Source organism: Streptomyces sp. NPDC093064 (genome assembly GCF_044754605.1).
In the GTDB taxonomy this organism is placed as follows: Bacteria; Actinomycetota; Actinomycetes; order Streptomycetales; family Streptomycetaceae; genus Streptomyces.
The window spans coordinates 69,425-92,975 of the sequence record NZ_JBIVPK010000031.1; the positions used below are offsets into that span (position 1 = coordinate 69,425).

At 69.2% G+C, this 23,551-nt stretch carries 17 protein-coding genes and 2 pseudogenes; 15 read left to right on the forward strand and 4 right to left on the reverse strand.

Annotated elements, in window-relative coordinates; genetic code table 11:
- Nucleotides 1-33: 33 nt before the first annotated feature.
- Nucleotides 34-837: an alpha/beta hydrolase gene (locus tag ACIQFZ_RS29585; protein WP_383062515.1), complete on the reverse strand. Its 804-nt coding sequence runs from the start codon at nucleotides 835-837 to the stop codon at nucleotides 34-36.
- Nucleotides 838-1,141: 304 nt separating this feature from the next.
- Here ACIQFZ_RS29585 and ACIQFZ_RS29590 point away from each other — a divergent pair, with 304 nt between their 5' ends.
- The 9 genes from ACIQFZ_RS29590 (at nucleotide 1,142) to ACIQFZ_RS29630 (ending at nucleotide 17,078) form a co-directional block, all read left to right on the forward strand.
- Complete coding sequence (locus tag ACIQFZ_RS29590; protein WP_402692623.1) at nucleotides 1,142-4,150, forward strand: glycoside hydrolase family 2 TIM barrel-domain containing protein; 3,009 nt, start codon at nucleotides 1,142-1,144, stop codon at nucleotides 4,148-4,150.
- A 148-nt stretch (nucleotides 4,151-4,298) separates the two neighbouring features.
- On the forward strand, nucleotides 4,299-5,285 hold the full coding sequence (locus tag ACIQFZ_RS29595) for a LacI family DNA-binding transcriptional regulator (protein ID WP_402692624.1): 987 nt from the start codon (nucleotides 4,299-4,301) through the stop codon (nucleotides 5,283-5,285).
- 332 nt (nucleotides 5,286-5,617) lie between these two features.
- Nucleotides 5,618-7,393 (forward strand): glycoside hydrolase family 36 protein, encoded by a 1,776-nt coding sequence (locus ACIQFZ_RS29600; RefSeq protein ID WP_402692625.1) that lies wholly within the window; start codon nucleotides 5,618-5,620, stop codon nucleotides 7,391-7,393.
- A gap of 294 nt (nucleotides 7,394-7,687) precedes the next feature.
- A complete protein-coding gene (locus ACIQFZ_RS29605) occupies nucleotides 7,688-8,959 on the forward strand; it encodes an enolase C-terminal domain-like protein (protein ID WP_383062505.1) in 1,272 nt (423 codons plus the stop codon).
- A 32-nt stretch (nucleotides 8,960-8,991) separates the two neighbouring features.
- The gene (locus tag ACIQFZ_RS29610; protein ID WP_365433076.1) at nucleotides 8,992-10,356 is read left to right on the forward strand and encodes an extracellular solute-binding protein; all 1,365 of its coding nucleotides are present in this window, start codon (nucleotides 8,992-8,994) and stop codon (nucleotides 10,354-10,356) included.
- A gap of 29 nt (nucleotides 10,357-10,385) precedes the next feature.
- Nucleotides 10,386-11,285, forward strand: a complete 900-nt coding sequence (locus ACIQFZ_RS29615; protein ID WP_365433073.1) for a sugar ABC transporter permease — start codon at nucleotides 10,386-10,388, stop codon at nucleotides 11,283-11,285.
- On the forward strand, nucleotides 11,282-12,241 hold the full coding sequence (locus ACIQFZ_RS29620; RefSeq protein ID WP_365433070.1) for a carbohydrate ABC transporter permease: 960 nt from the start codon (nucleotides 11,282-11,284) through the stop codon (nucleotides 12,239-12,241). Before ACIQFZ_RS29615 ends, ACIQFZ_RS29620 begins: the two co-directional genes overlap by 4 nt.
- The gene (locus ACIQFZ_RS29625; RefSeq protein ID WP_402692626.1) at nucleotides 12,238-16,257 is read left to right on the forward strand and encodes a hypothetical protein; all 4,020 of its coding nucleotides are present in this window, start codon (nucleotides 12,238-12,240) and stop codon (nucleotides 16,255-16,257) included. The genes ACIQFZ_RS29620 and ACIQFZ_RS29625 overlap by 4 nt, the downstream gene beginning before the upstream one ends.
- Complete coding sequence (locus ACIQFZ_RS29630) at nucleotides 16,254-17,078, forward strand: NAD-dependent epimerase/dehydratase family protein (RefSeq protein ID WP_402692627.1); 825 nt, start codon at nucleotides 16,254-16,256, stop codon at nucleotides 17,076-17,078. The genes ACIQFZ_RS29625 and ACIQFZ_RS29630 overlap by 4 nt, the downstream gene beginning before the upstream one ends.
- A 426-nt stretch (nucleotides 17,079-17,504) precedes the next feature.
- Here ACIQFZ_RS29630 and ACIQFZ_RS29635 read toward each other — a convergent pair.
- A pseudogene (locus ACIQFZ_RS29635) lies at nucleotides 17,505-17,655 on the reverse strand (phosphohydrolase); the annotation flags it as partial.
- A 99-nt stretch (nucleotides 17,656-17,754) separates the two neighbouring features.
- Between ACIQFZ_RS29635 and ACIQFZ_RS29640 the strand changes: the two are divergent.
- Nucleotides 17,755-17,919 (forward strand): annotated as a pseudogene (locus ACIQFZ_RS29640) (transposase); the annotation flags it as partial.
- A gap of 113 nt (nucleotides 17,920-18,032) precedes the next feature.
- Here the strand turns inward: ACIQFZ_RS29640 and ACIQFZ_RS29645 are convergent.
- The gene (locus ACIQFZ_RS29645) at nucleotides 18,033-18,467 is read right to left on the reverse strand and encodes a hypothetical protein (protein WP_402692633.1); all 435 of its coding nucleotides are present in this window, start codon (nucleotides 18,465-18,467) and stop codon (nucleotides 18,033-18,035) included.
- A gap of 93 nt (nucleotides 18,468-18,560) precedes the next feature.
- Here ACIQFZ_RS29645 and ACIQFZ_RS29650 point away from each other — a divergent pair, with 93 nt between their 5' ends.
- From ACIQFZ_RS29650 to ACIQFZ_RS29670, 5 genes are all read left to right on the forward strand, one after another.
- A complete protein-coding gene (locus ACIQFZ_RS29650; RefSeq protein ID WP_402692628.1) occupies nucleotides 18,561-18,914 on the forward strand; it encodes a hypothetical protein in 354 nt (117 codons plus the stop codon).
- Between the two features lie 2 nt (nucleotides 18,915-18,916).
- Nucleotides 18,917-19,300, forward strand: coding sequence for an EamA family transporter (locus ACIQFZ_RS29655; protein WP_402692629.1), 384 nt, complete (start codon nucleotides 18,917-18,919; stop codon nucleotides 19,298-19,300).
- A gap of 456 nt (nucleotides 19,301-19,756) precedes the next feature.
- Nucleotides 19,757-20,218, forward strand: coding sequence for a MerR family transcriptional regulator (locus ACIQFZ_RS29660; protein WP_383061051.1), 462 nt, complete (start codon nucleotides 19,757-19,759; stop codon nucleotides 20,216-20,218).
- Between the two features lie 170 nt (nucleotides 20,219-20,388).
- Nucleotides 20,389-21,429 carry an NAD(P)-dependent alcohol dehydrogenase gene (locus ACIQFZ_RS29665; RefSeq protein WP_402692630.1) on the forward strand — a complete coding sequence of 347 codons (1,041 nt, stop codon included), beginning with the start codon at nucleotides 20,389-20,391 and terminating at the stop codon, nucleotides 21,427-21,429.
- Between the two features lie 172 nt (nucleotides 21,430-21,601).
- Nucleotides 21,602-21,934 (forward strand): hypothetical protein, encoded by a 333-nt coding sequence (locus tag ACIQFZ_RS29670; protein ID WP_365433497.1) that lies wholly within the window; start codon nucleotides 21,602-21,604, stop codon nucleotides 21,932-21,934.
- A 438-nt stretch (nucleotides 21,935-22,372) separates the two neighbouring features.
- Here the strand turns inward: ACIQFZ_RS29670 and ACIQFZ_RS29675 are convergent, their stop codons facing one another.
- Nucleotides 22,373-23,020: a BlaI/MecI/CopY family transcriptional regulator gene (locus tag ACIQFZ_RS29675; RefSeq protein ID WP_402692631.1), complete on the reverse strand. Its 648-nt coding sequence runs from the start codon at nucleotides 23,018-23,020 to the stop codon at nucleotides 22,373-22,375.
- Between the last annotated feature and the right edge of the window lie 531 nt (nucleotides 23,021-23,551).

The following is a 23,551-nucleotide window of genomic DNA, read 5'->3' on the forward strand; positions in this document are numbered from 1 at the left end:
TGTGGTCGTCCGTGCGGGAGGGAGCATTGCTTCTCATCCGTGGAGCAGATCTCCCGCCGCTACGGCCCGCTCCAGCCATCCGGTCGTCATCGCGACCGCCTTGGCTTCGTGCTCGCGGGTGTGAAAACCGTGCTCGGCGCCGGAGACGGCGTGGAACTCCCAGTTCGGGATCGTCTCGGCGGCCCGTCGGGCGATGTCGAAGGAGACGTGGGCGTCACGGTCTCCGTGGAGTACCAGCGTCGGGGGACTGCCGACGGTGTAAGCGTCGAGGGGGCGACAGCGGAGCATCTCGGCGAAGAGCACCCGGCCCAGAGCGAAGGTCCCGTTGAGGAGCAGACGGCCGTCCTCGGCCAGCCGCGCCATCGCCGCGGGGCCGAAATTCGCCACGCCCCACGGCAGTTCGGGTTCCAGGAACGTACGCTGCAGATCGAGGACAGGGTTCCAGAGCACCAGTCCGGCCAGCTCCTTGCCCAGCCAGGGCATGGACAGAGCGGTCGCCACCGCGCCGAAGCTGGCCGCTACGACGCCCAGTGGCCCGCGAAACTCCGTTGCGGCGTACTCGGTAATGGCCTGCAGGTCGAGCATCTCTCCGGCGATCGTCACGCCCTGCGCCGTACCGCCGCTCGTCCCGTGGCCGCGGAAGCTGAACCGGACGGCGGTCAACCCGTGTGCGGCCAGGTGGTCGGACAGTCGGACGAACGCCCCGCCCTCGTCCAGATCGGCGGAGATGCCGTGGACGAGGACCACCGTGCCCAGGGAACCCGCGTCCGGATCAGGGCGGTGCACGGCTACGGCCAACTCGATGCCGTCCAGCGACGGCACACGTACGACCTCCATCCGGCAAACCTCTTCCGGTCCGATGGCGAGTGACCGTTCACATGACACATGTGAAGCTAGAACCATCTGAGTGGCACGTCAATGCGTGGTATGGCTACCAACACGCGCCTCAGGGCCATATGCTGCGCTCAGCGCCGAGTGAACGGTCATTCCGCGTCGCGTCCGAGCGGGGTCGGTAGCCAGCTCGGACCCGCTCGACCTCCTGATCGGACAGCCACGGCGCAGCACGAGAACGCCATGCCCCAGAACCCTGAAAGCCCGCGCCCACGTGACCCGAACACAGGGAAAGGACAGGCCCGAACCGATGGACCATGCCCACCTGGACCGGACCCCGAACTCCTACGTCGAGGACGTCTCACCCGGCCGCGGCCGGGCGCGGCCCCGCGCGTCGTTCAGCTCCGACGCAGCGGTGATCGAACTGGACGGCTCGTGGAGTTTCCGGCTGGCCGCCGGGCTCCACGACCTGACCCCGGGATACGAGAACCCCGCATTCGACGCGGAGTCCTGGACACACATCGCGGTGCCCTCGTGCTGGCAGATGGACGGCATCCCCGGCCCCACCCGATTCGGCGCACCCGCCTACACCAACATCACATACCCGATCCCCATCGACCCGCCCCGCGTGCCCGACGAGAACCCGACCGGGGAGTACCGGCGGGTGTTCGAGGCTCCAGAGAACTTCACCGGCGCGGGAGCGGCGGTCCTCAGGTTCGAGGGCGTGGACTCCTGTTTCGCGGTCTGGCTGAACGGAGTGCGGCTGGGTGACGGCAAGGGCAGCCGACTGCCGACCGAGTTCGACGTCACACGCGTGCTGCGCCCCGGACGCAACGTGCTGGCAGTCCGGGTGCACCAGTGGTCGGCAGGGACCTATCTTGAGGACCAGGATATGTGGTGGCTCTCCGGGATCTTCCGTTCGGTACGACTGCTGGCCCGGCCCGCCGACGGCATCCGCGACTTCTTCGTCCACGCCGACTACGACCACCGTTCGGGCCTCGGCACGCTGCGCATCGACGTTGAGGGCGACGCCCGCCTCACCGTCCCCGAACTCGGCCTCGCCGACGCCGACCCGGCCGGACCGCACGCCGTCCCCGGCGTCACACCCTGGAGTGACGAGCAGCCGCGGCTCTACGAAGGCGAGTTGACGACGGCGGCGGAGCGGGTGCCGATCCGGTTCGGCTTCCGGCGGATCGCGGTCGAGGACGGCGTGCTCACAGGCAACGGCAAGCCCCTCCTGTTCCGCGGCGTCAACCGGCACGAGTGGGATCCCGTCACCGGACGGACGCTGTCCCGCGAGACGATGCTCGCCGACGTGCTCCTGATGAAGCGTCACAACGTCAACGCCGTCAGAACCAGCCACTATCCACCCGACCCTGCCTTCCTCGATCTCTGCGACGAGTACGGGCTCTGGGTGATCGACGAGTGCGATCTGGAGACCCACGGTTTCTCGAAGAACGCCTGGCGGGGCAACCCGAGCGACGATCCTGCATGGCGTGCGGCGCTGCTCGACCGGGCCGAGCGGATGGTCGAGCGGGACAAGAACCACCCCAGCGTCGTCATGTGGTCGCTGGGCAACGAGGCCGGCACGGGAGCGAATCTGGAGGCGATGGCCGGCTGGATCCGCGACCGGGACCCGGACCGGCTCATTCACTACGAGGGTGACTGGGACAACTGCACCTACACTGACGTCTATTCGGTGATGTACCCCGACTACCCGTCGGTGGCGGCGGTCGCCGCCGGGCAGGAACCGCTGACCGGCGACCCGGTCAACGACGCGCGACGGCGCACCATGCCGTTCCTGCTGTGCGAGTATGCGCACGCGATGGGCAACGGGCCCGGTGGGCTGCGCCAGTACCAGGAGATGTTCCAGGCGCATCCGCGGCTGGCCGGCGGCTTCGTGTGGGAGTGGATCGACCACGGCATCGCGCGGCGGGACGTCCAAGGCACCCTGTACTACGTCTACGGTGGAGATTTCGGGGAACCCGTCCACGACGGCAACTTCATCGCCGACGGCCTGCTGTTCCCGGACCGTACCCCTTCGCCCGGACTGCTCGAGTACGCGAAGGTCGCCGAGCCGGTACGGATCGAGGCGAGTCCGCAGGGCCGCGGCATCGTGGTCCGCAACCTGCACCACGCCCGGGACACCGGGTATCTGCGGTGGACCTGGCGGCTGGAGGTGGACGGTGACCTCGCGGCCGACGGCGAGTGGAACGTGCCGGCGGTCGGGCCCGGCGCGCAGGACCGGGTCGCCTGGCCCGAGGCCCTGGCCAAGGCCGTTGAGGCGGCCGGGCCGGGAGAGCGCTGGCTGACCGTGAGCGCTCAACTCGCCGGAGACGAGCGCTGGGCTGCCGCGGGACACACCGTCGCGTGGGCCCAGATCGGTCTCGACGCCGACAGTGCCGAGCGGATCTCCCCGCTGGACAAGCCTTCAGTGCGCGTGGGCGGGGTTTCGGTCAGAAGTCCGCGCCGCCATGGTGACACGCTCGTCCTGGGCGCCGGGCGGTTCGACGCCGTCACGGGAACCCTGGTCCGCCTCGGCGATCTGCCCGTCGGCGGTCCCCGCGTCGACGTGTGGAGGGCCCTGATCGACAACGACCGGTTCTCGTCCCTGGGCGCCGCATGGCAGCAGGCCGGCCTGGACCGCCTGCGGCACAAGGTCCTCGATGTCGAGACCGGGGACGACGGGTTCACCGTGCGGACCAGGATCTCCCCGGCGGGCTCCGATCTGGCCCTCCTCGCCGACTACCACTGGCGTGCCGAGTCCGGGAACCGGCTCGTGCTGACCGTCGACACCGCACCGACCCGTCCGTGGTCCGTCCCGCTGCCCAGGCTCGGTGTGGCGATGACCGTGCCGGGCGAGTTCGACCGGGTTACATGGTTCGGTCTCGGGCCGGGTGAGGCCTATCGGGACAGTGACACCGCCGTGCGGGTCGGGCGGTACGAGAGCACGGTCGAGGCCATGCAGACTCCTTACGTGCGCCCGCAGGAGAACGGCAATCGCAGGCATCTTCGGAGGGCCCGCCTCACGCGGTCGCGTCATGCCGCCGGGTACCGCACCCGAGGTATGGAGATCACCGGAAGCCCCCGGTTCGACCTGACCGTGAAGCCCTGGTCCACACAGGCGCTGGAGAACGCGGCCCATACCGTCGACCTCGCTCCTGATGGCCGTGTCCATCTCAACATCGATCTCGAACACCACGGCCTCGGCAGTGGCTCGTGCGGCCATCCCGTGCAGCCACGGCATCACTTGGCCGCGGTCCCGGCCCGCCTCACGCTCGGATTCAGGCCCGTCGAAGGGGGGCGGGCGATGGCGTAGGGTGATCCACGGGCCTCGGCGGCTGTGCGGTTCATCCAGCGAGACAATGTTGGCACTTCCCACAACGCCACGTCGCGGGGAGGAGCGTTCCGTAATGACCACACTGGGTTCGAGCACGGACAGGCCGCGGCGACCGACGATGGTCGACGTGGCACGTGAGGCCGACGTCAGCCTCAAGACCGTTTCGCGCGTGGTGAACGGTGTGTCCACCGTCGACCCGGAACTGGCCGAGCGTGTGCTGGCCGCGGTGGCCCGGCTGGGGTTCCGGCGCGACAACAGGGCACGGGACCTGCGCTCCCGCAGCAGGTCGGCGACCGTCGGCCTGCTCATCGAGGACTTGGCCAACCCGTTCTACGCGGGCATCGCCGCCGCGGCCGCGCAGTGCGCTCTGGAGCACGACACGCTGCTGATCACGGCAAGTTCGGAGGAGGACGCCGACCGCGAGCGCAAACTCCTGTTGCAGATGTGCGAGCACCGGGTCGACGGGCTGCTCGTCGTTCCCGCCGGCAGCACCGCCGACCACGTCTACCTGCGTGCCGAGATCGAGATGGGCACCCCGGCCGTGTTCCTCGACCGCCCGCCCACGAACCTACGGGCGGACACCGTGCTCATCGACAACGCGGCGGGCGCGCGATCCGCCATCGAGCACCTGGTGGCCCGGGGCCATGAGCGCATCGCCGTGCTATCGGACTGGCTGAGCATCCAACCCATGGCCGAGCGGCTTTCCGCAGCCGAAGCCGCGCTGGAACGGGCCGGGTTGCCGTACCGACCCGACCTGATCAGGTACGGCCTGCATACCCAGCACGACACCGAGGCCGCTGTCGAGCAGATGCTCGCGGCGCCCGAACCGCCGACCGCGCTCTTCGCGCTCAACAATCGCATCACCCTCGGCGCCCTCGGTGTGCTGAACCGCCTGAGCCAGGACCTGGACATGGTCGGCTTCGACGACTTCGAGACGGCCGGCCTGATGGCGTGTCCGGTCACCGTCGTGTCGTACGACGTGAGCGCCCTCGGAAGGATCGGCGCCGAACTGCTGTTCAAGCGCATAGCGGGGGACACGTCACGGCCCAAGACGGTCGTGATCCCCACGACCCTCGTCGAGCGCGGTGCCCCGGACGCCGCCTGCGAGGCATAACTCCTTTCTCTTCAGAGGCCCTTCGGTTCGACAGCCCAGCTGAGTAAGCGGTTTCTGTCGGTCGTGTCGAAACTCTAGGCAACGTTGTCCCAACTGGCTATGGTTCGAAATCGACCCCGGGAGAACGGCGGCGCCCGCCCTGTGTGGGAGTGACCTCGCGTGATGTGGGTCAAAAGCTGCCTGAGCAGCAGTAATCCGCCCGGGGATCATCGGGAAATCGATGGGTGCACCGGCAACACCTTCAGGAAGAGGGAAGTATTGCCGGTGACGTGTGACGAGATGTCAGGCAACGTTATCTCGCCTTTCACGCCGAACCACGGAGGGGAACGGACATGGCGGACCTCACGGATCTGGCGCAGTTGTGGGCCGACCATGACGCGCTCCACGTGCACGGAGTGACAGTCGATCTCCTGTCGGAGGGGCCTCGGCCCGAGGTGGAGCACGACGGCGACGGCGCGGTGATCCACCTTCGGGCCGAGGCGGCCGGAACGGCCGTGCTCCGCCTGGACGTTCCGCTCGGCGACGCTGTCGGCTACTGGCACCCGGCGGTGGGCTGGGACCGGCACCTGGTCGCGGACTGGGCGAGCCGCTGGCGCGCCGTCGGCCTTGTGGACTCGGCGCCGCTGGGCTGCCTGTACGACGCGACGGGCGCGGCGGTGCTGGCGTTCGCGTCCGACCGGATCGCAGCGACGACCAGGATCCGGTTCGGCGTCGCGGAGCCCCTGGCCCGGTTCGGGGTCTGGCTGGCCATGGATCTGCTTCCCGGCGAGGAGTGCCGCATACGCGTTCAGGCGCCGGGGCAGCCTTTCGCCGACGCGATGCAATCGCTGGCCGGTTGGCTTCCGGACGGTGCCGCGCTCCCCTCGCCCGACTCGGCCCGCACCCCCGCCTATTCGTCGTGGTACTCGCTGCACCGGGACGTGGACGCGGCGCGCATCGAGGCCGAGGCCGAACTCGCGGCCGAGGTTGGTTGTGGGGTGCTGCTACTGGACGACGGCTGGCAGCGGGGCGCCCAGGGCGCCGGCTACTCCGGCAGCGGGGACTGGACGCCGGATCCGGTGAAGTTCCCCGACTTCGCCGCGCACGTCAAGACCGTGCAGAGCCTGGGGCTGCGTTACCTGGCCTGGATCGCGCCGCTGGTCCTTGGTGAGCGCACCGCGGCATGGGGAGCGATGCGGGACTTCGCCCCGTACGCCGTACCGCGCCTGTCCTGCCGGGTTCTCGATCCGCGTCACGACGAGGTCCGGCGGTTCGTCATCGATTCCTGTGTCGACCTCGTACGCCGTCATGGCCTGGACGGACTGAAGATCGACTTCTTGGACTTCGCGATGGTCTACGCCGATGAGGAGGGCGACCGGGTCGGGGCCGACGTCGGCCTCGCGATGCACGGGCTGCTGACGGAGCTTCGCGACCGGCTGCGCGAACTTCGCGGCGACGACCTGCTCATCGAGTTCCGGCAGCCCTACACCGGTCCGGGAATGCTCGGCTTCGGCAATCTCCTGCGGGCCGGCGACTGTCCGGCCGACGCGACCGCCAACCGGGTGCGGACGCTCGACATCCGGGCGTCCACGACAGCGGGATCCGTCCACTCGGACATGCTCATGTGGGACCCCGGAGCCTGTGTGGAGGCGGCGGCCAGGCAGCTCCACTCGGCCCTGTACGCGACACCCCAGATCTCCGTCGCGCTGGCCGAGCAGTCCGCCGAGCACCGCGCCATGACGGCCTTCTGGCTCCGGTTCTGGCGTGAGCACCGCGACGTCCTCACCCGCGGCGAGATCCGGGCGGGCCGCCCCGACCAGCTCTACGACACGGTGACTGCGAGCGCCGGGGAGCGGGCCGTGATCACCTTCTACGCCGAGGACTGCCTCGCCCGGTTCGCGCTCGACGGCCTCACCGAGGTCGCCGTCGTCAACTCCACGGCCGCTGGGCACGTGGCCCTGGACGTCGGCGGTCCGGCCGTCGAGGTCCGGCTCGACTCCTGGGACGCCTGCGGGCGTCCGGCCGGTTCGGACGTCCGGACCCTGGGCCCCGGCCTGCACCCGATCCCTGTTCCCCCCTCCGGTCTGTGTGTGCTCAGGCCGGTGTCACCCGAGGCTGCCCCGCACTGACGTTTGGAGAGGTCGCCCGTGTCAGACAGACAAGATCGACGTCCCCGCACCGACGAAGCCCCGCCGGTTCCCGGCGAGTTCTCCCGCCGCAAGTTCGTGGGCCCGGGGGTGGCGGCCGTGCTCGGTGTCGCCGTCGGCGCACAGTTCACCGGCGGACGCGTCGACATCCGATGTGGCATCGGGCCTTAGGCCCTGTCGCCAAATTCCCGCCTGCCCCGCGACGGGAATTTGACGACAGGACCTAGGCCCACCCACCACCGAGCGCGCCGGCCTCGACCACCAGGAGCCGTACCCGTGACCCAGACCATCGACCAGCCCGCCGAGCCACCGTGGGCACAGTCGTCCGCCGTCCGCATCACCAATGTCCGAATCGTCCTCACCGCGCCGGCCGGCACCACGCTCGTCGTGGTACGGGTCGACACGAGCGAGCCTGGGCTGTACGGCCTCGGCTGCGCCACCTTCACCCAGCGGGCGGCCGCGGTCGCCGCGGTGGTCGACAACTACCTGGCGCCGCAGCTGATCGGACGTGATCCGGCGGACATCACCGACATCGCGGCGACGCTGCACGTGAGCGGGTACTGGCGCTCGGGGCCGGTGCTCAACAACGCCCTGTCCGGGGTGGACATGGCGCTGTGGGACATCAAGGGCAAGCAGGCCGGCCTTCCGGTGTGGCAGCTCCTGGGCGGCCGGTGCCGCACCGCCGTGCCGCTGTACGCGCACGCTGCGGGGCGGGACGCCGAGGAGGTCGCCGACGAGGTAAGGGAGCTGATGTCCCAGGGCTACCGGTATGTGCGCTGCCAGGTCGCGGTCCCCGGGGCGGGCACGTACGGAGCGCCGGCCGCCCGTGCTCCCGCCGGCGGCCGCCCATCACTGACGCCGAACGCCTGGGACCCCGCGGCGTACCGACGCACGGTGCGGGGGCTGTTCGAGCACCTGCGCCAAGAGGTCGGTGAGGACGTCGAGTTGATCCATGACGTCCACGAGCGGGTCCATCCCACCGACGCCGTGCGCATCGCGAAGGACCTGGAACCGTACGAGTTGTTCTACCTGGAGGACCCGGTCGCGCCGGAGGACCTCGAGTGGCTGAGGATCCTGCGCAGCCGGTCCGTGACGCCCGTCGCCATCGGCGAGTTGTTCACCAACCCCGCGGAGTACCGCCCGGTCGTCCAGGAGCGGCTGTGTGACTTCATCCGCGTCCACATCTCCGCCATCGGCGGAATCACCCCGGCCTGGCGGCTCGCGGGCACCTGCGAGCTGTTCGGCGTACGCACTGCGTGGCACGGGCCCGGCGACGTCTCGCCGGTCGGCCACGCTGCCAACCTCGCCCTGGACCTGGCCACCCCGAACTTCGGGATCCAGGAGCAGCACCTGTTCGGGCCCGCCGCGCAGGAGATCTTCCCGGGCTGTCCCGAGATCCGCGACGGCTACCTGTGGCCGAGCGCCGCGCCCGGGCTCGGTATCGACTTCGACGAACGCCTCGCACTGAAGCACCCGCCCCTGCACACCGGCCCCGGCCAGGTGTGGAGGCCGCCGCGACGCGCGGACGGCGCCCTTCAACGTCCGTGAACGACTGAACGACCCACCAAGGAGTACGACACATGAGAACCGTTCGCACCCCGTTCACGATCCTCGTCGCGACCGCGGGCCTGGCTGCCACGCTCGGTGCCTGCACCACCCCGTCCTCCGACTCCGGCAGCGGCGGCGGAGCCAAGCAGAACGTCACGCTGACCGTCGCGGAGTGGACCAACCCCGGCGCCGTCGAGTTCACCAAGCAGCTCAACGCCGAGTTCGAGAAGGCCCATCCGGGGGTGACCGTCAAGTTCCAGACGGCGCCGACCGCCAACGGCGCCTGGCAGCAGCTGTGGAACAGCATGCTCCAGTCCAAGTCCGTGGATGTTCTTGCCCAGTTCGCCCCGACCCAGCAGGGCTTCGCCCCGGACTACACCAACCTCGAGCCCGGTGGGGCAGCGGCGCTCATCGCGTCCGGGCAGCTGACGGACCTCAAGGACCAGCCCTTCATGAAGAACTACGACCCGCAGGTCCAGGCAGACGCGGCCGGTTACAAGGGCGGCGTCTACGGGGTGATGGCCGCGGAGTACGTCGGCGCGGGAGCGCTCTGGTACAAGAAGGACCTGCTCGCCAAGTACCACCTGGACGTCCCCACGACGTACCAGGAGTTCCTGGACGCCTGCGAGACCCTCAAGAAGGCCGGTGTCACGCCGATCTTCGTGTCCGCGAAGGACGGCATGCACGGAGGCGTGTGGCAGGGCATCGCCAATCAGGTGATCATGAAGGGGCATCAGCCCTCGGAGTCGGTCAAGGTGTCCGAGGACCGGGCCGTCGCTTTCTGGAAGGGCACGCAGTCCTGGGACGACCCCGTCTACAAGGAGATCTCGAAGCGGCACCAGGAGATCCTGAAGTACATCGAGCCCGGAGCCTCCGGGGTGGCCCAGCAGACCGCGCCCGGCGTCTGGGCCGCGAAGTCCGACGACTACCCGTTCCTGCTCGACGGCTCCTGGGACGGCCTGACCATCCAGCAGGCCAACCCCAAGCTGAACCTCGGATTTTTCACTCTGCCGGGCACCGACGACGCAGCGGCCAACCGCGTCGCGTTCAAGCCCGACCTCACCTGGGTCGTTCCGAAGACCGCGCCGCACAAGGACCTCGCGATGGAATGGCTCGCGATGTTCTCCAAGCCCGAGAACTACAAGAAGTGGCTCGCGTCGACCGGCTCCATCTCCACCCAGCCGGCGCTCCAGAACACCGACCTGCCCTGGATGGACTGGCTGAACTCCCACATGAACGAAGCCTTCCCGCAGCTGACCACCCCGTGGATCCCGGCCGGCGCGCCCCTCGACGCGAGCGGCCCCGACTTCTACAAGCTGGCGCCGATCGGCAAGGACAGCGTCGACACCATCCTCGCCCGCTCGGCATCGGCCTACCGCAAGTCGGTCGGCAAGTAACGGGTACTTCCCCGGAAAGGAGGTGCGGCGTGGCACGCTGCCCCTTCGGAACCCGACGGACTCGGCGGTTCATCCCCTGGGCCAGCATCGCGATACCGGGAGCAGGGTGGCTGCTGTTCGGGCTCTACCCGTCGCTTGCCACCATCGGATACTCGTTCACCCGGTACTCCGGCCTCCCCGGCACACCGCTGAACGTCTGCGGTCTGTGCAACTACTCGGCCGCCTTCACATCACTGTCGTCGGTGGTCTGGGACGCGGTGCGGGTCACGCTGTTCTATGTGGCCGGCGTGACCGTGCTCCAGACGGCGTTCGGTCTGGGGCTCGCCCTGCTGCTGAACCGGCCGGGACGGTCGTACACCGTCTACCGCGCGATCATCTTCATGCCGCAGATCTTCTCGGTCGCGGTGGTCGCCGCGATCTTCTCGCTCATGCTGGACCCGTACTCGGGCCCGGTGGAGAAGGTCGTGAACGGCCTGTTCGACACCACCTCCACATTCCTCGGATCCAGCACGCTGGCCCTGCCCCTGGTGATCCTGGTGCACGTCTGGATGTTCTCCGGCTACGCCATGCTCATCTACATCGCCGGGCTGCGGAACATCCCGAAGTCGGTCTACGAGGCGGCGGCCATGGACGGCGCCGGACGCTTGCGGGTGTTCCGGCATGTGACCTGGCCGCTGCTGGCCCCGGCCACCACGGTGATCGTGTTCCTGACGGCGATGACGAGCCTGGGCGAGTACGCGCTGATCAAGGTCCTTACCGGCGGCAACTTCGGCACCAAGACCCTGGGCCTGTACATGTACGAGTCGGCGTTCGGCGGCGACGCCCAGCTCGGCTACGGCTCCATGCTCGCGATCCTGCAGTTCCTTCTGACCGTGGTAATCGGCGGCGGCCTCCTGTTCACCCTGCGCAGAAGGGAGATCTCGCTGTGAACTCCTCTTCGGCCGTGCTGGACCGGACCGACCGAGTTCCCGCACAAGGCGGCCGGCCGCGGCCGGCGCCGCTGCTGCGCGCGGTGGACCAGATCAAGGCCGGCGGGGTGAACCTGCTCTGCTTCGCGATCGCCGCCGTGCTGTTCGCCCTGCCGCTGCTGTACGTGCTGCTGCAGGCGTTCAAGACGTACCCCGGGTTCCTCCAGAACCCCACCGGGATGCCGCGCCCGTGGACCACCGAGAGCTTCTCGACGGCTTGGAGCCAGGGAAACTTCGGCCGGCAGATGGTCAACAGCCTGATCTACGCGATCATCCCGGACGCGGTCACCCTGATCCTCGGCGTCTTCCTGGCGTTCCCGATCTCCCGCGGCTACTTCAAGCACTCCAACGTGCTGTACACGTTCTTCGTCTTCTCCGGCTTCCTGCCCGGCGGCCTCATCCCGCTGTTCATCGAGGCGCGGGCGCTCCACCTGTACAACAGCATGGCCGGATACCTGATCATGACCAGCCTGTCCGGCGCGGGGTTCTTCTTCTTCGTCGGCTACATCAAGGGCATTCCGCGCGAGATCGACGAGGCCGCCGCGCTGGACGGCTGCGGTTATGTGCGCTTCATCTTCACGATGATCCTCCCGCAGATGAAGCCCGCCCTGGCCGCCTTTGCCATCTTCGGGTTCGTCCAGTCGTGGAACCAGCTCATTCTGCCGCTGGTCATGCTGTCCGATGCGGCCCTGTGGCCGGTCACCCGGGGGCTGTACTCGTTCTTCGGCCAGTACAACCAGAACTGGCCGCTCATCGCCGCCGGCACCTTCATCGTGGCGGCGCCCATCCTGATCCTGTTCGTCCTGCTCCAGCGCCACCTGGTAGAAGGTGTCTCGGGCGGCGCGGCGCTCGGCACCCAGGGCGTCACTCCGGGTGCGCCCGGTGCTGCGGAGGCCGACCGGGACGGAGGATCGTGACGGCCGCGGTCACCGAGTGGTCTGCGGACGGCGAGCGGGTGCGGTTCCGGCTTGCCGATCCGCTCGCTCATCCGGAGTTCGCCTGGCCCAGAACACTGCTGCACTACCCGGTGCGGTGGGCCGCCCCGTCGGTCCGCGCGGAGCAGCTGCGGCTGGTCGACGCGACGGGGGAGCCGGTGCCGTTCCAGCTCTCCCGGGTCAGGACGAGGGACGATTGCCTGGCCTTCGCCGTCGTGTGCTTCTTCGGCGAACTGGCCCCTGGCACGACGCACGAGTTCACGCTGAGCGCCGACGCCTCGCTGCCGTCGGCCGGCGTCCCCCGGCCGGTCCGGGTCACCGAGGGCGGCGGCTTCGTCGTCGTAGACAGCGGAGCACTCCGTGTCCGTCTGCCGTCATCGGGCCGCTACACCGACGACGCCGTACCGGGCCCCGTCGTCCAACTGGACCGCGGATCCGGCTGGGTGGGCGGCTCCGTCCTGCGCTGCGGTACCGAATCCCTCGAGGAGCTGCGCGTACGCCTCGTGGACGCCGGGCCGCTGTTCGTCACCCACGAGATCGGCTATCGCTTCGCCAGCGGGGCCGCCTACACGGCGACCGTCCGCTGCCTGCAAGACTGCGACTTCATCGAGGTGTCCGAGGAGATGACGGCGCTCGACTCCGCGACGACGGCGTGGGAACTGAGCTGGGACGGCACCACGCCCAGCCACCGGTTCTCCTCGACCTGGCCGTACTCGCAGGTTTTCGCCGACCACGCCGACCCGGGATCGCCCGAGCGCTACCACTGGCTCGGCATCGACGAACCGATCGTCGTGGGCGACTGCGGTGAGGACCCGCCGTTCTCCGGACCCGGCGGCACGGAGCGCCCGGACACCGGCTTCGCCTTCACCGTCGGCCCCTACAGCCCGAGTTACGCATGGAACGTCCGTCCGCACGCGACATTCTGGGATGCCGCCGGGGGCGACGCGATGGGCGTTTTCATCCGTGACCACGCGCAGTGGGACGACCGCACGTACGCCTCCTGGGCATCCGGATTCGCACTCCAGCTCCGCTTCCGGTACGACGGGGTGCTGCGCTGGATGTGGCCCCTGCTCTCCGGGACGCGCCGGACCGCGATCGCCTTCTACGACCATGCGCGCGACCTGGACGTCCTGCGGCAACAGGCGCTCACCGCGTACCCGTCCACCTATGTGCGGTTCCTCCACCACTGGCAGGGCACGCTCAGCCTGGACCGGGTCAAGGACTGGAACCTGACGTACTCGGGCAGGCGCCCGGCGCGGCTGTGCCTCGAAGGCGAGTTCGCCTCGCCTGACGAGTTCGTCAGCGCGCTGCTCACCGGATCCGAAGGCCCGCGCCTCATCGCCCACGGCGTGAACGACCTCCCGGGGTACCTCAACATCGGCCAACGCCCCCTCTACGACCGGCTGCTCGACGGCTATGACCGCTTCGCCGACCGGCTCGGCGCCCAGGACCGCGAGCGGGTCGATGCGCTGCTGCTGCTGACCGCCCACATCTCGGCCGGCGAGGAGATCGCACCGATGCGGCGCATGCTCGCGGGACACCCGAACTTCCTGGCCGACGGCAAGGCGGCACTGTCCTGCCTCGCCTGGCTCTATCCCGACCACGAGGCGGCACCGGACTGGCTCGACCAGTTCGAGAAGTCCGTCGAACTGGCCGGCGTGTTCCACACGAGGCCGGCCCTGCCGACACGCCGCTCCCGGGCAGGCCGCTGGACCGAGAGCCTGGCCACCTACGTCTGGGCGTTCCTCCGCCCGATCACGCAGGGCAACGCCGTGGGACAGCTCACCGACGGCCGCAACCGCCTCGCCACGGCGGAACTCGCGGCGGTCGGCGACTGGCTGGTGAACTCCCTGACCGCCCCGATCAGGACCGGCGCGAGCGGTGAGACGCGTCGTCTGCACCCCGCCCAGGGAGCCCACGCCTCCTGGCCCCGCCGTCCTCCCATCGAGATGCGTCTCCTCGGCGAGGCGCTGCGGCGGTACCGACCGCTCGTCGCCGAGCATCTACTGTGGGGAAGCGACGCCTGCGCCCGCCGGCTCGACAGCCCGCACGGCGCTCCGGATCCCTGGCGCGTCCTCGTCCGCTCCACCGGCAACCAGGGGACCAATCCACGCCTGAGGAGCTCGAAGTACACCGGATACGGCATCACGCTGCGCGCGGACGTCGACGGGCCCGGTGAGGTCGCGATCTTCCTCCAGCAGGTGGACCAAGGGCCCAACTACCGCTGGGGGATCGCCGACGACAACGGCTCCGGGCACCTCTACTACTACGCCGCGGGGCAGTCCTTCAGCGGCCATGGCCCGGAGGACGCCGGTGATCGCAGGGCCCCGGACGCGACCTTCGCCACGTCCTGCGCCATCTGGAGGGACGGTGCCTACCGCTCGATCGGCCAGAACACACTCGACCGGCCGCTCTACGATCTGCAAGGCGCGCAGTACGCGGAGATCACCTCTGATCCGGACGGTCCGGTGGGTGGCCTCTACCTCAGCCGCAGCGTCCTGCTCGTCGGAAGCGACTACCTGCTCACGTACGACTCGTTCGCGCCGGGCCAGCGCATGGTGTGGACCTGGTCGGTGCTGACCGAGGCCACCGGCCGCGACGCCAACAGCTTCGGCCACCTCGCCGAACGGATGCCGTTCATCCATGTGGTCCGCGGTGTGCGCACCGACGGCGCCCTCGACGGCACCTTCACCACCGATCTTTCCCAGGGCGTGCGTCTGGAAGGCAGAGCCGACGGCGGCAGCGGCAACACGCTCGCGATCGTGAGCCACCGTGACGACCTCGTCATCGACCCGGAGCACAGCACACCCTGGGGCGCCCGGATCCAGACCCCGCACAGCCTGGATCACGTGTTCCGGTACGAGGCGGCCGAGCACCACCATCCCCGGAGGGTGGAGTTCGCGGAGAACGGGCTGCGCTTCTCCGGGACGGCCGGGACCATCCGCCTCTTCCACGACGGTCTGCGCGAGCTGGTGCTCTTCCACGGGAACGCCGTGGGCACCCCGGATCTCCTCCTGACGACCGAGGACGAGGACCTCGGCATCAGCCTGCGCTACCGGAACCCCTCCGAGAGCCACGGCGTGTACGACGCGCCATCGGACAGCTCGGTGACACTGCACGTGTGCGAAGGACTCGACCCGGCCACCGCGTTCTACGTCGACGGCAGCAAGGCGCGTCCCCTCGCCATGTCGGACCAGGCCGTCACGGTGGCGCTTCCCCGGGGCCGCCACCACTGGGAGCTGACGGCACGGCAGCCCGACCCGATGCCCGCGCAGGTCGTGCGGACCGAGACCACCGCCGACGGCGCGGTCGTGCACTTCACCACACCACCCGCTGCGGAAAGCTACACCGTGCAGCTCAGCTCGGACGGAGGCACCACCTGGAACGCGGTCGACGAGGTGAAAGACAGCCCCTGCCGGCTGACCGGTCTCACCGACGGGAAGAAGTACCACGTGCGCGTCATCTCCCGGAACACCGGACGGCAGGGGGCCCCCGGCGCCGACTACCCGGTCTACGCCCAACGCCGGGCGCCCGAGCCGCCGGACGGGCTTAGACTCCGTCTCGGCCACGGTACGGTGATCGCCACCTGGGGCGAGGTGCTGGGCGCCGCCGGATACCGGCTCTACCGGCGCCGCAAGGGCGAGACCGAATACCGCGAGGTCTTCGCCGGGCTCGGGTTCCGCCACGTCGACGACGTGCCCGGGGCCGTCCCCGGACACGACGACCCGGGTCGGGCCGATCCGGCGGCCGTGACCGTCTACGAGTACGCTGTCGCGGCCGAGAACGGCAACGGCGTCGGCCCGACATCGGCCCCCGTGGACACCGATCCCCGCAGTTGGCGGCACTGGTACCCGCCCACCGACCTTGCCTTCCGCCGGCAGCACACCTACAACCGGCCCCCCTACGCGCCCGCTTCCGCGACGCCGCAGCCGTACGACCACCAGGTCCCGCCCCCGGCCCTGCCCGCGCTTGCACACCCGGCAGGGGAGACCTCGTGACCCAGCAGCGGATCCTGATCACTGGCGCTGCGGGCCGCATCGGCCGGGAGCTGCGCCCCCGCCTGGCCAGGGACGGCAGGACGCTGCGGCTGCTGGACGTCGCGAAGATTGAGCCGGCCAGGCCGGGGGAGGACGTGGAGATCCTCCGGGCGTCCTTCACCGACCCGGACGCCGTCGATGTCGCCTGCCGGAACGTCGACGCGGTCCTCCACCTGGGTGGACTGGCCGGAGAGGCGTCATGGGAGGAGATCGCCGGCATCAACATCGACGGCACCCGGCGGGTACTTGAAGCCGCCCGCTGCCAGGGCGTCCCCCGCGTGGTGCTCGCCTCCAGCATCCACGCCGTAGGGTTTCGCACCCGGGACGACGCCGTCGACGGCGTCCTGCCCGCCGACACCCCGCCCCGCCCGGACACCTACTACGGCGTCGGGAAGGCGGCGACCGAGGCACTGGGCAGTCTTTACCACTCCCGGTTCGGCATTGACGTCTCCTGTCTGCGCATCGGTGCGTTCCGGCCGCGCCCGCTCACCCCCGAGGACCTGGCCGTCTGGGTGTCGCCGGGTGACGCGGCCCGGCTCGTCGAGGCCTGCCTCGGTGCCGAGCCCGCCGGCTACCGCGTCTTGTGGGGGATCTCCGCCAACACCCGCCGGTGGTGGTCCCTGTCGGAGGCTGAGATGATCGGCTACCGTCCCGAGGACGACGCGGAACACCACCTGCCGTCGATCACCGGCTCCGGAGCCTTCGTCACGACGGACTTCGATCCCGCCGAGCCCCGCAACTTCCGGGCCGGTGCGGGTTTCTGCACGATGCCGCTCGGCTGACCTGCGGGCCGAACGCCGAACGCCGAACGCCGAACGCCGAACGCCGGACGCGGGTGTCAGCGGGAACGGCGCGGAGAACCGAGGACCGGTCGCCCGGCTCGTCACGGACCGGACCTTGACCCGTCGGCGTCCCAGGCGCCGTCCGCGACGACGACGCGTACGGCGGGTTTCGGACCCGTCTCCGGGTGGCACCGTTCCGCTGCGCATCGCGGCGAGCAGGCCGGTCAGCTGCGCCGCGTGCGAGCTCGGACGCTCCTCGGCCGGGGTTTGCCGGCGGCGTACCCGGTCGGCGCCGCCGAAGTCGGCGGTGACGTGCGGTGCGGGGGTGTAGACCCAGTCCGCGTTGCGGTAGCCGTACAGACGCCTGAGCTCGACGGTGGCCTCGGTACCGTCGATCCGGATCCGGCTCACCTCGTCGGGGCTGAGGTTGAAGTGTCCGGGGACCGTGACTTCACCGCCCTGACCGTTGTCGGCGAAACCGGTCTGCACCGCATCGGCCGTTGATCACCGAGAAGCCGTCGAGGTTGGCGGTGCCCGGTGCCACCCGGCGCACGTACCAGTCGGACAGGGCCAGGTCCTAGATGGGGGCGCAATGCCCACCGCAGGCCGGCAGGGGGCGAGCTGCGCTGATTCCTTCAGCAGGTCGTCGGTCTTGACGAACAGGCGTTGTGGGCGGTGGCGTGATCAACGACAGGTGATCGACGGGATTCTGCACCGGGTGCGGACCGGCGTGCAGTGGTGTGACCTGCCCGAACGGTTCGGGCCGTGGAAGACGGTCTACGAACGCCACCAACTGTGGTCGGCCGATGGGACCTGGGAGCGTCTGCTCCAGCAAGTGCAGGCCGACGCGACCCCGCTCACGGACGTGCCGGCGTGTCGGTACCGACCAACTGGGCTTGCTCCAGGCCCAGGAAGTGGTCTTCGCTCTCGTCGGGCAGCAGCCCGTAGTCCAGATCAGCGATCATCAGTTTGGTCCTCATCAGGAGTAGGTGTGCGCGGGGGCCTGGGGCGGGTCCAGGTCTTGGGTGCGGGGCCGTGCGGAACGAGATCGGGGCGGGCTAGCGCGCGGCGGTCCGTCTGCGCCGCTGCTCCCAGCTCCTCTTCGGCCTGTGCGGAGGTCGAAGAGGTGAGAGGCCTGGGCGGGGCGGCGGCGGTGGAGGCTTCGAAGCGCCGACGGCGCAGTTTCTCCGCGGCCTTCAGATCGGCCTTGAGCCGACGGGCGGCCGCGGTACGTGCTGCCTGGACGGAGCGGATCTGCTCCCGGCTCGCCGCAGCGGCCAGGAACGCCGAACCAAGGTGGCGGCCGGTCGCGGCGTCGAAGGCTTCGATGGTGTCGTCGTGGTGGGGCAGGTGCCGTACCGAGGCTTTTGTGCCGGTACGGCCGTTCATCCACGGGGCGAGCTAGTCGCGGCGGCGCCACCGCACCCCGGACGTGCTGATCGTGTATGTGCGGCCGTCGTCCTCGAGAGCGAACGTCGCCAGATGCCCGGCGCTGCCGTGACGACCACATCACCTGGTCAGCGTCCTGCCGGGGCCATCCTGGAGTTCCTGCCGAAGCCCGACGCCACCTCGCCTACGCTCTGCGGCAGACCCCGCCCGCCCGGCCTGGACGAACAGATCGTGCAGACGCGGCCCCAGACACCGAAGACCGACCGGGAGAAGAAGCGGGAGCTGCGCAAGCAGCGCAGGCGGCTCCAGGACGCCGGTCGCCGCCGCTTCGTCGCCGGGCAGTCGCGCCGGCCCCGGTCCCGGCAGAACCGCATCGGCAACGCGGCCGCGCGCCGCGACGCGCGCGCCCTGTCCCGGGTGCGGCACTCCACCGCCTGGCTGTGGTGACGATGCCGGGCATTGTCCTCAGAACGCCCCAGGCGCTGTCACCGGCCGTCGGTCTGGCCACCGGCGCCCCGCTTCTCAGCTCCTGGTCCGATACGGCCGTCGGCGCCTACATGGCCCTGGTGCCCATGTTCATCGGCTACGTCCTGTTCGGCTGGGGTCTGGCGCACGTCCCGGCGAGCACCGCGACCACACTCTCCCTGCTGGAACCCGCCGTCGCGGCCGTACTCGCCGTCCTGGTGGTCGGTGAACGCCTGCCCCTGCTGGGCTGGCATCGCCTTGGTCGTCGGCTGCCTCACCGTGCTCACGACACCGACCCGGACGGCTCACCTACCTCAAGCGGCCACCATAGAGCACAGCACCAGCGCAGAGGCACCCTCCGTGTCTGAGCCCGACCGTAGTCCGGAGACAGCGCCGGCGGTCATCGAGGTGGGACAGGTCTCCACCGGCTGACTACGCCGCTGTGCGCGGTGCCGGGATCCGCCCCCGCGCCGCGCCGAGGCGGACAGCCGTGACCGGCCCGATGCCGAGCGCCCGCCGACCGGAACACCGTGACTCCCGTTCTCACGTACATCACCTATCCGAGCGTGCGTGCGACTCTCATCCCGCGTCGAAACGACGCCGCAACTCACGGACACAGCCAGCCTGTCCACCACCACCGCACGCGTACGAAACCCAGGAGGGTCGCCGACCACCGGGATCCACCCCGCAATGATCAGCCCGGTCCGGAGCTGGCGGAAAAGGCTGGCGGCAGGCCCGACGACTTATGCCGAGACCCGTGTGTGGCTGGGTGTGAGCCACGCGACTTTTGACTTCAAGTACTTGAAGTTCCTACGGTCGATGAAGTGAGTGCACGAACCGACCAGCACACATACACGATCAAGGAAGTGGCCGTCCTGACCGGTCTCCCGGCCAGCACGCTGCGCTACTACGAGTCGATCGGGGTGATCGCCCCGATCAGCCGCGGCGCGAGCAGCAAGCACCGAATCTACGACGAGGACGACCTGGGCCAGCTGATGTGGGTCGCGTGCCTGGCCGCCACCGGCATGTCGGTGAGCGACATGCGGCAGTACGTGGCGAACGGGCAGCTGGGTCCCTCCGCTGCGGGCGAGCAGATCGAGCTGCTCGCGGAGCAGGAGCGGCGTCTGACACTCGAGGCCGAGCACATCGCTCTGCGCCAGCGATACGTCCGCCTGAAGATCGACTACTGGCGCGCGATTCAGGCGGGCGATGACGCCCGTGCGGAGAAGCTGTCGACCGAGGCGCGCTCGCTCGCCGACGAGCTCAAGCGAGCCAGGAAGCAGTAGCCCGACCCACGCCCACGGGCGGGCTGCTGGGTCCGCAGGTCGACGACCCGCCCACTGGCGCCGTTCGCTGCCTCGACCCCTTGACCTACGGCGGGTACACCCTGCCGCTTCGCCACTCGCCTGACCCAACCCCCACCCACACGACACCGAAAACGAAGGAACACCTCTTCATGCGCGTCAACGCCTACGCCGCCCCCGCTGCCGGCCAGCCCCTGGCTCTCACCACCATCGAGCGCCGCGACGTTGGACCCAACGACGTCCTGATCGAGATCCAGTACGCCGGCATCTGCCACTCCGACATCCACACCGTCAACGGCGACTGGGGCCCCCAGCCCTTCCCCGTCGTGCCCGGCCACGAGATCGTCGGCATCGTCACCGAGGTCGGATCCGCCGTAACCAAGCACCACGTCGGCGACCGCGTCGGCGTCGGCTGCATGGTCAACTCCTGCGGCGAGTGCACCAACTGCCTGGGCGGCGACGAGCAGTACTGCCTCAACGGCATGGTCCCCACCTACGCCGGCACCGACCGCGACGGCACCACCACCCAGGGCGGCTACTCCACCCACGTCGTCGTCGACGCCGACTACGTCCTCTCGGTCCCCGAGAGCCTCGACGCAGCCGCCGCCGCCCCGCTGCTCTGCGCCTGTATCACCACCTATGCCCCGCTGCGCCGCTGGGGCGCCGGCCCCGGCAAGAAGGTCGCCGTCGTCGGACTCGGCGGACTGGGACACATGGCCGTCAAGATCGCCCACGCCCTCGGCGCGGAAGTCACCGTACTGTCGCAGTCGCTGAAGAAGCAGGAGGACGGGCTCCGCCTCGGCGCCGACCACTACCACGCCACGTCGGACCCCGACACCTTCAAGCAGCTCGCCAGCCGATTCGACCTCATCGTCAACACCGTCAGCGCCAGCATCGACCTGAACGCCTATCTCGGCCTCCTCGCCGTCGACGGCACGCTCGTCAACGTCGGCGCGCCGGCCGAACCACTCAGCCTGCACGTCATGTCGCTCATCGGCGCCCGCCGCTCCTTCGCCGGGTCGATGATCGGCGGCATCCCCCTGACCCAGGAGATGCTCGACTTCTGCGCCGAGCACAACATCGCGGCCGAGGTCGAGGTCATCTCCGCGGACAAGGTCAACGAGGCGTACGAGCGGGTGCTGGCCTCCGACGTCCGCTACCGCTTCGTCATCGACACCAGGACCCTCGCCTGAACAACCCAGAACGAGCGCCCGTCCGCCTCAGTGCGGGACGGGCGCTCCTCACACTTGGATCAAGACGTCTCAAGTCCACGTCCGCGCAACTCCGAAGGCCAGCCAGGAGACTTCCTCTGCCGAACGGCCTATTCGAGAGCGGTGAGCTGCAACTTCTTGGCCGGGGGAGCACTTGCTGGCCTACGAGGCCGTGGTGCGGAAGGTGCTGGAGGCGGCGAAGAAGCTCGTCCCGGAGGCGTGGCTGGACGAGACGCTGCGCGACGACGGCACGACCACTCCCACCAACAACGCCGGCGTGGTGCCCCTGCTGGAGGTCGACGGCATGAAGCTGCTGCTGACCGGCGACGCGGGGATTCCTGCGCACACCCGCGTACTCGATGAGCTCGAGGAAAGCGGATTCGCCTCGGGCGACCTCTGCTTCGTGCAGGTGCCGCACCACGGCGGCCTGCTCGCGATTGAGCTTCAGCCCAGCCACCGCTCGGTGAAACCCGACGTCCTTGGGTGAAACCCCAGCACCCCCGCCGTCCCAATTACGACGGTGGGCCAGGCCACCACGTTGCCGTCCCTCTCTGCCTGGTCACCAGTTGGCTCTCACGGTTGTAACGGCGAGGTCCGAAGTCCAGGAAGTGTGAACAGCCTCGAGCCAGTAACGCTCGGGTGGCTGCCGTGCGGGACGATGATGAGTGAGGGCGCACACCAGGTAGCCGCTCTTCTGCAGCTTCAACGGCCAACTCTCCGGTACGGCGTGAACGCCGTCTACGGAGTAATGGTCACGCACGACCAAACCAACGCCCCACTCCTCGAGGACCTGCTGGGGTCGTTCCGACGTGACTTCCCAATGGACGCGGCTGATTTGGCGAGCAACCAGCGATCAGGACCGTCCAGAGGGATGTACGTCTGACCAATTGGCAGCCGCAACCGCACGCTGCCCCTGGCGCTCGGCTTAGTCGGCCTGCGCCTTGTCCGAGGCCGCTGCGGTCGTCTGTTCCGCCGGGGCGGGGACGGTGTAGTAGACGGAGCTGCCCTGCTTGGTGCGCTGCGCCTGGTTCTTGGCCACCAGGTTTTCGAGAGTCGTGCGCACGACGGTGGTCTTGATGCCGCGTTCGGCGTGGGCTGTGTCGAGTGCGGTGGCGACTTCCGCCGCCGATCGCGGCTCGCCCTGCTTGGTGAGGTGCCGGCGGACGAGCTCGACCAGTGTGAGCTGAGGCTCCTTCGCGTCCGCTGCCTTGGCCGCAGGCTTCTTTGGAGCCGACTTCTTGACCGCCGTGCGGCCCTGGCTGCCAGTAGCGGCCTTCTTCGCTCGCGTCCGCTTTCCGCCTTCGGGACCACCAGGGGTTTTCTTACGGGGAGCAGGCACCGTGGTGTTGTCCCGTGTAGCCGCAGGCCGAGCAGGGGCTGGCGCAATACCCAGCGCTTGTTGGACGTTGACCAGTACGGAGTGATCGTGCTGCAGGGTTGTCAGCTGCTCCTGCAGTGCGGCGATGTCCGCGCTGATGCGTTCCTGCTCCTTGGCGTTGTGCTCGATGTCGCTGGCCACCTGAGCGGCGTACTGCGACGTCAGTCCCGTGCTTACCGTTGTGCTCTCTTGCATGGTGTCGCCCCTTCTTCCAATTTCCTGGCGGATGCGCCAGGTCTCTCAGCACGGGCATGGAGAGCCATGCGCCGGTGGTCTCGGGCTGCGGCCTAGACAGCAGTTGCGGTAATCGCCGCGAACAGCCCGTCCAGAGATAGTACGGATGGGTGGAGTCTGATGTTTTACCCGAGTGACGTCTTTTGTTCAAGCTTAGATTCATGGCCGGAGCATGCGGAGCTGTATGGGGCGTACCGCAGGGCGGATGGGTGCCCACTCGCTGGGGAGTTGCCACAGGACTTCATCGGTGTCTCGGCGATGGTGCCAGGCGACCAGGACGCGGGCGCGCGTTAGTCGGTCGAGTAGCTTCGCCGTCTGGTGAGGGGAGTGTCCGCACAGGTGGGCGAGAGTGTCCAGGGGCTTCACCCTTGATCGTGGACACCGGTTGTTATGCGGTGGTGGCCAGCGTAGTTGATCGCTGTTCGTAAGTGATCGGGCTGATCTGGCCGAGGCGGGAGTGCCTTCGTCTGGTGTTGTAGCGAGTTGCCCATC